At 40.1% G+C, this 9444-nt stretch carries 7 protein-coding genes; 4 read left to right on the forward strand and 3 right to left on the reverse strand.

The window, feature by feature from the left end:
* Positions 1-26 precede the first annotated feature (26 nt).
* The 3 genes from FW757_RS19930 to FW757_RS19940 are packed head-to-tail and all read right to left on the reverse strand — an operon-like array spanning position 27 to position 4400.
* Complete coding sequence (locus FW757_RS19930) at positions 27-2432, reverse strand: FtsX-like permease family protein (RefSeq protein ID WP_446441601.1); 2406 nt, start codon at positions 2430-2432, stop codon at positions 27-29.
* A gap of 1 nt (position 2433) precedes the next feature.
* Positions 2434-3135, reverse strand: a complete 702-nt coding sequence (locus FW757_RS19935) for an ABC transporter ATP-binding protein (RefSeq protein WP_446441602.1) — start codon at positions 3133-3135, stop codon at positions 2434-2436.
* Positions 3136-3146: 11 nt separating this feature from the next.
* Entirely contained in the window at positions 3147-4400 is a 1254-nt protein-coding gene (locus FW757_RS19940) for an efflux RND transporter periplasmic adaptor subunit (RefSeq protein ID WP_182730663.1), read from the reverse strand.
* A gap of 225 nt (positions 4401-4625) precedes the next feature.
* On the opposite strand from FW757_RS19940, the gene FW757_RS19945 reads away from it, so the two are divergent.
* From FW757_RS19945 to FW757_RS19960, 4 genes are all read left to right on the forward strand, one after another.
* Entirely contained in the window at positions 4626-6023 is a 1398-nt protein-coding gene (locus FW757_RS19945) for a sigma-54-dependent transcriptional regulator (RefSeq protein ID WP_446441603.1), read from the forward strand.
* A gap of 2 nt (positions 6024-6025) precedes the next feature.
* Complete coding sequence (locus FW757_RS19950) at positions 6026-7342, forward strand: sensor histidine kinase (RefSeq protein WP_446441604.1); 1317 nt, start codon at positions 6026-6028, stop codon at positions 7340-7342.
* 96 nt (positions 7343-7438) lie between these two features.
* Positions 7439-8737, forward strand: coding sequence for a hypothetical protein (locus FW757_RS19955; RefSeq protein ID WP_446441605.1), 1299 nt, complete (start codon positions 7439-7441; stop codon positions 8735-8737).
* Positions 8724-9444: hypothetical protein (locus tag FW757_RS19960; RefSeq protein ID WP_446441606.1), on the forward strand; the 721-nt coding region annotated here is incomplete at its 3' end. The genes FW757_RS19955 and FW757_RS19960, both read left to right, overlap by 14 nt.

Consider the following 9444-nt stretch of genomic DNA (forward strand, 5'->3'; position numbering starts at 1 on the left):
CCTCAAGTAGGGAGCTGGTTTAATAATTATTCATAACGTAAAGTAAGCGATGGCCGTGTGCTTGCAGCTTTAAATGCAAGGCTTGCAACCGTGAGCCAAGTAATCGCAGCAATAACCAAAGCTGCTAAGCTATATACCCACCAAACTTGATCGATGCGGTCATTAAAATTAGCAAGCCAATCGCCCACCAACCAATAGGTAAGTGGAAATGCAACAACGGCACTTACAAGCACTAATAGTAAAAACTCTTTTGCTAATAAATTCACTATACTCAAGCGTGATGCTCCCAACACTTTACGTACCGCAATCTCTTTTTGACGCTGTAAAGTAGAAAACGCAGCTAAACCAAAAGTACCTAAGCAGGTCAATATAATGGCCAACATACAAAATATTACAACCAAGGTTGATACGCGCTCATCGCTTTTATACAAAGCTCGGTAATTATCGGCTACTAAATCAATATCTGAGTTATGTACATTAAGCACATCAGTGACTATAGCTTGCACCTGAGTTTTTACAGCAGCGAATTGGTTAGGATCGAAGTTAATAATTAATTTACCTTCATTAGCCCAACTAAAGCCACAAACAAGGATTAAAGGCGACGTAGAAGCTTCTCGGGCTGAGCCTATAGTGACATCTTTAATGACACCAACAATATTGAGTACCTCTTGATTATCACCAGAGCTTGTATAAAGTTTTTTACCAATAGCTTGCTCGGCACTGCCATAGCCTGCAAGCTTAACAAATGACTGCGATACTAAAACGCCAGCACTGCCATTACCATCTTCGGTTTGACTATACCAATCACTGCCATAACTGGCACTTAAATCACGTCCAGCCATTAACGATAGACCGACGCCTTTAGCAATATCAAATCCTACTCCAATAAAAGGAATAACAGCATTTTTCATCTCACCATTGTCTGAAGTCACATCAAAGCTGGTATTAAATGACGACGTGAATGAAGCATCTGTAATGCTGCTTGATTTAACACCTTGTATCGCATTAATACGCTGAGTAAGTATATTGTTCTGTGTAAAGTACAACTTACGCGAAGGGATGCCATCTACCTCTAAGCGGTGTTGTTTCTCGTAACCCACATCTATCGATTGTAAATGGTTAAGTTGTTGATGTAAGAATGAAGCACTAATTATCAAAGCAATAGATAAAGAAGCTTGTAGAGTAAGTAATACCTTACGTACAACTATTGCTGTGCGTCCACGCTGAATATCACCACTAAGTACGCGCTTGGCACTGAATGACGACATAAACAATGCGGGATATGCTCCTGCCAATAAACCCACTAAGAGCACAACAGCAATAAAAATTGCACCAAACTCTGACAAGTAATCAAAAACTAAAACACGTCCAACCAATTGATTAAAAGATGGCAGAGCAAGCTCCAATAAGACACAAGCTAAAATAGCAGCAAAACTGGTAACTAATAATGACTCCACCAAAAACTGAATAACTATCTGCGGCTTACTAGCTCCCAGCGCTTTCCGTACGCCAACCTCTTTAGCTCGCTTAGCTGATTGAGCAATACTCATATTAACAAAGTTAAATGCTGCTATTGCAATCAATAAAATACTTAGAGAAAAGCTAATCATTACTACAGTATATGATCCATTTTCTTTAAGCTCATAGCGACTATCCGCGTGCAAGTGAATACTAGGCAAATGTTGAAAAGACAAGGTTACAAATCCCAAAGGTTGACTAGGATAAACAAGCGCTGGATAGGCCTGTGCTAACTGCGCTTGCTCAGCGACAAGATTAATATTGGCTGAGAAGCGTACATAAACATAAAAGTTATTCATTTGGTAATTGGGTGTCTCATTTTGCATTGCCACCAATCCCGAAAATGCAAAATGAGTGTTATCTTGCAAGTTAGCAAATATGGCAGTCACAGTGTAAGTCACTTGATCTTTAGTTAATATTTCGCCAATAGCATTTGTGCGACCAAATATCCGAATAGCTTCACGCTCACTAAGCGCTATGTTATTCGGTTCACTAAGCGAGTCCTGTAAATCTCCGTGGAGCACATCCAAACTTATAAAATCATTAATGTTTTTGCTCGTAGCGAATAAGTCTTCCATTTTATAGTAGTTGCCATTAGCGCTAAAATCACCCGATAACCTTGGATGCATCTCTAATGCAAAAATATCTTCAATAGCAGTATTTTTAGCAAGCTCTTTTATAGCGTAATAGTTGGTAATTGGTGCATCAACGCCCATTTCCCGAAAATGCTGCGAAAGACGGTATGTTTGCTGTGCATTTGGTTGATGCTGATCAACGTTGGCCTCAAAGCTTGCAAATAAACCCACTAACATTGCTGAAGCTAAGCCAATACTTAAACCTAATACATTTAAAATAAAATGTTGCTTTTGCTGTTTGAACGAACGCAGCGCTGTAATAAAGTAACTTATAAACATGCTATGCAATCTCCATCGTTTGTTGTACGTTATTTGCTTTATCAAGCATCACTTGGCCATCAAGTAGGCGTACTAAACGATCTGCGTAATTACCCTCTTTATCAGAGTGCGTAACCATAATTACCGTGGTGCCTTCTTTATTTAATTCGCGCAGCATCGCCATCACTTCATCACCATTTTTAGAGTCGAGGTTACCGGTTGGCTCATCGGCTAAAATTAGTTTAGGATTAATCACTAATGCACGCGCTACTGCAACCCGTTGTTGCTGACCACCTGATAACTGCTGGGGTAAATGCTCGCCTCGGTGATCAATACCTACGCGTTTTAAAATGGCTTCTACGCGTTGTTTACGCTCATTTTTTGATATTTTTTGATACTGTAACGGCAACTCTACGTTTTCATATACAGTTAGCTCATCAATCAAGTTAAAGCTTTGAAAGACAAACCCGATCGATGCTTTACGTAGCTCTGCTAGTTGCTTTTCGCTATAGCCTGCAATGTCAGTTCCAGCAAATTCAAAGCTGCCTGAAGTAGGTGAATCGAGCATACCCAAAATAGACAGTAAAGTTGACTTACCACAGCCAGAAGGCCCCATAATCGCTAAAAAGTCACCTTCGTTTACGGTTAAGTTAATGCTACTTAGCGCTGTTGTTTCAACATCTTGAGTACGAAATACGCGGCTTAAATTAGTTAGTTTGATCATTGTTATTTTCCTTAAAATTGTAGTTGCTGTGCTTTATCAAAGTTACTGTAGCTAGAGGTAATCACTTGCTCCCCAGCATTGAGCCCTTCAAGCACTTCAAAATAGTTTTGATTCTTTTTGCCTAAGCGAATATCACGACGCACTGCTTTATCGCCACCTTGCTCAATAACATAAACCCAGTTACCGCCCGAGTTGGTAAAAAAGGCGCCACGTTTAAGCAGTAGAGCATTGTTTTTGTCACCCCCCAGCATTAACTCAATATCAATGCTTTGCCCGCGCTTAATGCTTTTGGTATTACTTGGTAAATCCACTTCAATTTGAAATTGCGACTGCTGTACGCGGCTATCAATTTTGCTCACCTTGGCGTTCACTGTGCCGCTTTCAAGTTCAATCATCACGGTCATGTCACGCTGTACTTGGTTTAAATAAAACTCATCAAGGCGTACCACTAATTTATATTCATTTGGAATATCAATTTGGCCTAATCGCGCGCCACTGTTTTTAGATTCACCAATTTCCACATCAAGCTCGCTTAGGTAGCCTGAAACAGGCGCTTTGATTAATAAATTGTCGAGATTTCGACGCGCAAACTGCAGGTTTTTTTCAAGCATTTTAGCGCTGTCTGATAACTGTGCGACTTGCACCTCACGGATTGAGTTTTCTTGCTTTTGACGCTCAAGCGTGAGCTCTTTACGAGCGTGGTAATAATTTAAATCTTCTTCTAACTCTGCAAGTTGCTCCTGCGCTAATACGCCACTTTTAACCAAAGGTTTAGTTTGCTGTAAACGACGGGTGAGGTGCGTAATTTTTAGCTCTATTTCTAATAAGTCACGGCGTAAATTTAACCGGCTGGTTTCCATAGTCATTTGCGTATTGCGTAAAAAATTTAGCTGCTCAGTTACTTGGGCTTCGCGACTCATTACATCTAGTTGTAAGTTGGTATTGCTCAAACGCACTAGTGGTTGGCCTTTCTCAACATATTCGCCTTGCTCCACTAAACGCTCCTCAACTTGCCCACCGGCGATGGTATCAAGGTAAATACTGGTTTTTGGTACCACTTGACCGCGTAAACTTAAGGCATCTTTAAATGCACCTTGTTTCACCGTGCTAACGGTTAAGCTACTGCGTTCAATATTCTGGCTACGACCTGTATTACCTGTTTGTGTAAACCCATACGCAGCGGCAGCAACACCCAATGCCAATGCTGCAAAGGTGAATTTCTTTAAATACTTTTGAGTAAATGAGCGTTCTATTTTCTTATCCATGTTGGCCACCTTGATACAGGTTTAATAAACTAATTACCGATAATTATTACAAACGCTGTGCCAACTTTATTTAATATTAAAATTCAATACCTTATAATTAAATGAAATTATTATTATGTTTGTAGTGTCCGTTAATAGAACACTTTTTTATTTTATAAACGTCCACTTATGGACACTGTTCCTTTTTTGTTTTAGGCTAAATAAAACTCTATAAAAATAAAAATCATGAAACACACAGGCTCGCTTTTAATCGTTGATGACAACCCCGATATTCTAATCGCCGCACGGTTATTGCTAAAGCAGCATTATCAAAGCGTTAAAACCACTGACAACCCATTTGAAATTGCAGGCATCATTAACGAGCAACGCAAAGCTGATCAGCCAATTGATGTGATCTTACTCGACATGAACTTTACCCAAGACTCCATCAGCGGCAAAGAAGGTTTTTATTGGTTAAAAAAAATCATCGAGCAAGACGCTAATATCGTTGTTTTGTTAATGACCGCCTACGGCGACATTCAACTCGCGGTGGATGCTATTAAAGCAGGCGCATCTGATTTTATTGCTAAACCTTGGCAAAACGAGCAACTACTTGGCGCTGTGGCGGCGGCTTTTTCACATTCCAAAGACAAACAGCAAGTGGGTAAGCTTACCCGTCAAAAGGACGGCCTTAATCAAGTACTCAATAATCAGCCATTTGAGTTTTTAGGTCAAAGCGCCGCTATGCAGCAGGTATTCACCACCATTGAAAAAGCCGCACAAACTGATGCCAATATACTGATCACCGGCGAAAGCGGCACAGGTAAAGAACTCACCGCGCATGCCATTCATCAAGCAAGTATGCGCCATAATCAAACCTTTATGAGTTTAGACATGGGTGCTGTGGCACAAAACCTATTTGAAAGTGAGCTATTCGGCCATAAAAAAGGCGCATTTACCGATGCCAAAAGCGATCGAATTGGTAAATTTGAGCTCGCCCAAGGCGGTAGTTTATTTTTAGATGAGCTGGGTAATTTACCCCTAGAGCATCAAGCTAAACTGCTTGCCGCATTACAAAACCGCAAAATTACACCTGTTGGCGGCAGTAAAGCAGTTGATATTGATATCCGCCTAATTTGTGCCACTAACGACAATCTTGATCAAGCTGTCGCCGAGGGGCGTTTTCGCCAAGATTTGTTATACCGAATAAACACCGTTGAAATTCGCTTACCGGCTTTACGTGAACGCAGTGATGACATCCCAATGCTAGCAGATTATTACCTCAATCATTTCGCACAAAAGTACAAGCGCAACTTAACCATAAAAACACATGATATGAGCTTACTTTGTCAATATGCATGGCCAGGCAATGTCCGCGAGCTTGCTCATGCTATTGAGCGGGCTGTTATTTTAAGTGATGGCGATAATCTTGATGTTAGCTCAGTGATTGGTAGTGCTGGTGCTACTAATCATACAACCACCAATGACAACGAGGCATACGACACCTTTGATCTTGAGATGCTCGAGCAGCGCACTGTGCGTGCAGCGCTAACACATTACCAAGGTAATGTTAGCCATGCGGCCAAAGCCTTAGGGTTAACGCGTGGTGCTATGTATCGCCGTCTTGAAAAGTATGGGCTATAACAATGCGCCCTCATTTATTATTAACTATTAATATTGTGGCACTTATTAGCGCCAGCGCACTCGTTAGTTATCTATTACAAAATAATGGGCTTTCAGCAACTTCGCTGTTAATTATATTAGTCACTGCGGCCTTGATAACGCATATTTTTACGCTCTTTAAGCGCCAGCAAAAACAAGCAGAAATGGTGATCCGCGCCTTAGCCAATGGCGACAGCACCTTAGGTCTTGGCCAACAACACCCAATGCTTAAGCAATTTGAGCAAGTAAAAACGCAAATGCAAACAGCACGCTTTAATGCCGAACAACAAGCGCAGTTTTTGCAAGCATTGCTTATTCATGTTGATTTAGCGGTTATGGTATGTGACGACAACGGCAAAGTGATTGAATCAAACCCAGCAGTCAGCAAACTACTGGGTAAAAGCTTCCAGCATCTACGAGAATTAGGCGCTGTTGGTGAACTAATTTTGAACGCCAAGAACAATATGCGCAGCACCACCTATTGGCAAAATGGCGAGCAGCACGACACGCTTTCTATCCAACTCAGTATCGCCGAAATACAAGGCAAAGTGCGTCGCGTAGTAAGCCTACAATCAATTCATGACCAACTACAACTCAAAGAACAACAAGCTTATAAGCGCTTAACTAAAGTACTTACGCACGAAATTGCCAACTCTATTACCCCGCTTTCATCGTTAGCTGATACGTGCAGCTATTTACTGCCACAAGAACTGTGTTTTATTAATATTGAAGATAAACAAGACTTACAGCTTGCACTAAGCACCTTAGCATCAAGAACGGCACATTTAGGCGACTTTATTGCTCGTTTTCGCCAAGTTAGCAGCTTACCTAAACCTAATTTAGCGCCTGAAAATTTAGCCGATATGCTAGCGCGTATTGTCACCTTGCATCAACAACAGTCGCGTGAGCTGCAAATCAATATAGAACTTACAATTAAAAGCCAGCAATTAGTGATGCTAGACAGTAGTCAAATAGAGCAAGTATTAGTAAACCTGATAAAAAATGCACTTGAAGTGTTAAGCAGCAACAAAAAATATAACGCGCAAAGCCCCGCTCAGCCAAACATCAAACTCAGCTTGGCACAAAACGCCAGCCAACAACTCTATGTTGAAGTCAGCGATAATGGCCCAGGCATCAGCGAACATGTGGTGGATATGATCTTCGTACCATTTTTTACCACTAAACAACAAGGATCAGGTATTGGCTTGAGCCTATCAAGGCAAATTATGCTCAACCACGGCGGTGATTTAATTTATGTACCAAAACCACAAGGCGCATGCTTTAGATGTGTGTTTGGTTAAAACACTAATATCACTAGTAATCTAGTGACACTAATTTACCTCGCATGCTATCTTTAACTTAATTAAGTTTGAACATACCAATTGATGGGACTTTTGATGAATACCCCTAAAGACTTTCATAATGCATTCCTAGATACGGCTAAACGCGATGATATATTAAATTACTATGTTAATCGTGCTCCTGATGATGCTCACGACAGTGTTGAAGATATGAAACAGGCCATCGAATGGGAAGATACTCCTGGCTGTTATTTATTCTCTGGACTTAGAGGCGCAGGTAAAACCACTGAACTCCAGCGTTTATTAGCTGATCTCAAAGTAAAAAACATACCGGCTTTTTACTGCAGTGCAGACTCCTTTTTAGATTTAAATGAGCCTGCAATTACTCAAACTGAATTGATTTTTACTGCATTAGCTGGCTTATCTCACGCTGTTAAAAAAGCATATGGTGATGATTTCCTTACTGAAACAATTTGGGAACGCACAAAAAAAGCAATGGACTCAAAAGTAGAGCTAAAACCTAAAATAAAAGCAGCTGGGGCTGAGGTTGAGTTCTCCCTAGAAGAAAATATAACTTTTAAACAAGAATTAATAAAATTTGCTAATAGCTCAAATAAGTTTTTTCAAGAGGCCATCAAGTTTGCAAACGATGTCGCTGCATCAGTTAAACGACATACCAATCAAGATAAAGTTGTTCTTGTTGTTGATTCATTAGAAAGACTGTCTGCACCTAATGGTCAAGAACACGTATTATTTGAATCTCTTAAAGACTTGTTTTTTAACTCTCCTGCCCGATTATCTTTTGAAAATATTACCGTAATTTATACTGTTCCCCCGTATATCCATGCTGTACTTCCTAGCATTGACCAATTTTATTCTGGGAGCTTTTCGCTACCAAATTTTAAAGTTATACAAACACCTAAAAAAGAAAAGCCAATTGAGAAAAACCCAGAAGGTATAGACAAAATGGTGTGTGTAGTCGAAAAACGTTTTCCTGAGTGGGAAAATTATATTTCAAAGCCCGTGATAGAGGAGTTTGCATGGCTATGCGGTGGTAACGTTCGTCGAATGTTTGCTTTAATACGCCATACCACTAAAAAAGCAGTACTTGGTAAAGTCAATTTTCCTGTAAATAGAGTTAATAGCACTCCTGTGAAGCAAGCAATTTTAGAAGAAACTAAAAATATCCAATGGTTAAATGCACAAGATAGAAAATGGTTAATTCATTGCAGAGAGCACAGCGGTAACCTAGCACAATATATAAATGACCTTGCCAGCGACTTACCACCAATTATTCGTTTATTTGATCATTCATTAGTTTTAAATTATCAAAATGGTAGTATTTGGTACCAAGTTCCTCCAATTATGAACGACTACTTTGATGAACAATCATGACTTTGAGGCCATCTGGTCAGAGTTAAAACTCACACTTGAGTGGCACAAAGACTTCTCTCTTTTTTTTGTATTTGTTGAAAATACTCAAGCGAGTTTTGCCCTTAAGCAGCGGCTAGATGACTTTATGCGCAGTCACAGTAAACCGTTACGCCGTATAAAACCAATAACTCAAACAGATTTACCAAATAAAGTTATTGATGAAATTTTTGACGCTAACGCAGGCCACTCTCCCGTTTGGTTAGCGCTAACACAGGTAGATCAAGAAGGGATTTGGGATACGCTAAGAGCCAAAACCTTAGCAACTTTAAATAAGCGCCGCTCGCAGTTGGAAGATATTGTAAAAAGCCCTATTTTCATTGAGCTACCTTATACATGTGCAGCTAATGTTGTCACTTGGGCGCCTGATATCTGGAGTGTTCGCCAACAAATAATTGAACTACCTTCTAATATTCAATTAAATATCGAGCTGCCACACTCTGAATCTGAAACCTCAAATGAACTACTATTGTCATCTTTACAACTTGATGAAGCTATCTACCAGACTAGGGCCAAGATAGAACAATTGCAAAGTACGGTTACAAACCAAGGAAAAAGGCATTTGAGTATCGCCTTAGATAGATTAGGTGACTTACTAAGTAATATTGGCCAATTACCTGAAGCCAAAGCCGCGTATACGCAAAGCTTAGCAATTTGCCAACAATTGCAAA

Source organism: Pseudoalteromonas sp. 1181_04 (genome assembly GCF_052850545.1).

What these genes read in the sequence shown, in the direction of transcription:
- FW757_RS19940 (WP_182730663.1), bottom strand. Translation starts at nt 4,400, where the DNA reads ATGGATAAGAAAATAGAACGCTCATTTACTCAAAAGTATTTAAAGAAA.
- FW757_RS19930 (WP_446441601.1), bottom strand. Translation starts at nt 2,432, where the DNA reads ATGTTTATAAGTTACTTTATTACAGCGCTGCGTTCGTTCAAACAGCAA.
- FW757_RS19935 (WP_446441602.1), bottom strand. Translation starts at nt 3,135, where the DNA reads ATGATCAAACTAACTAATTTAAGCCGCGTATTTCGTACTCAAGATGTT.
- FW757_RS19955 (WP_446441605.1), top strand. Translation starts at nt 7,439, where the DNA reads ATGAATACCCCTAAAGACTTTCATAATGCATTCCTAGATACGGCTAAA.
- FW757_RS19945 (WP_446441603.1), top strand. Translation starts at nt 4,626, where the DNA reads ATGAAACACACAGGCTCGCTTTTAATCGTTGATGACAACCCCGATATT.
- FW757_RS19950 (WP_446441604.1), top strand. Translation starts at nt 6,026, where the DNA reads ATGCGCCCTCATTTATTATTAACTATTAATATTGTGGCACTTATTAGC.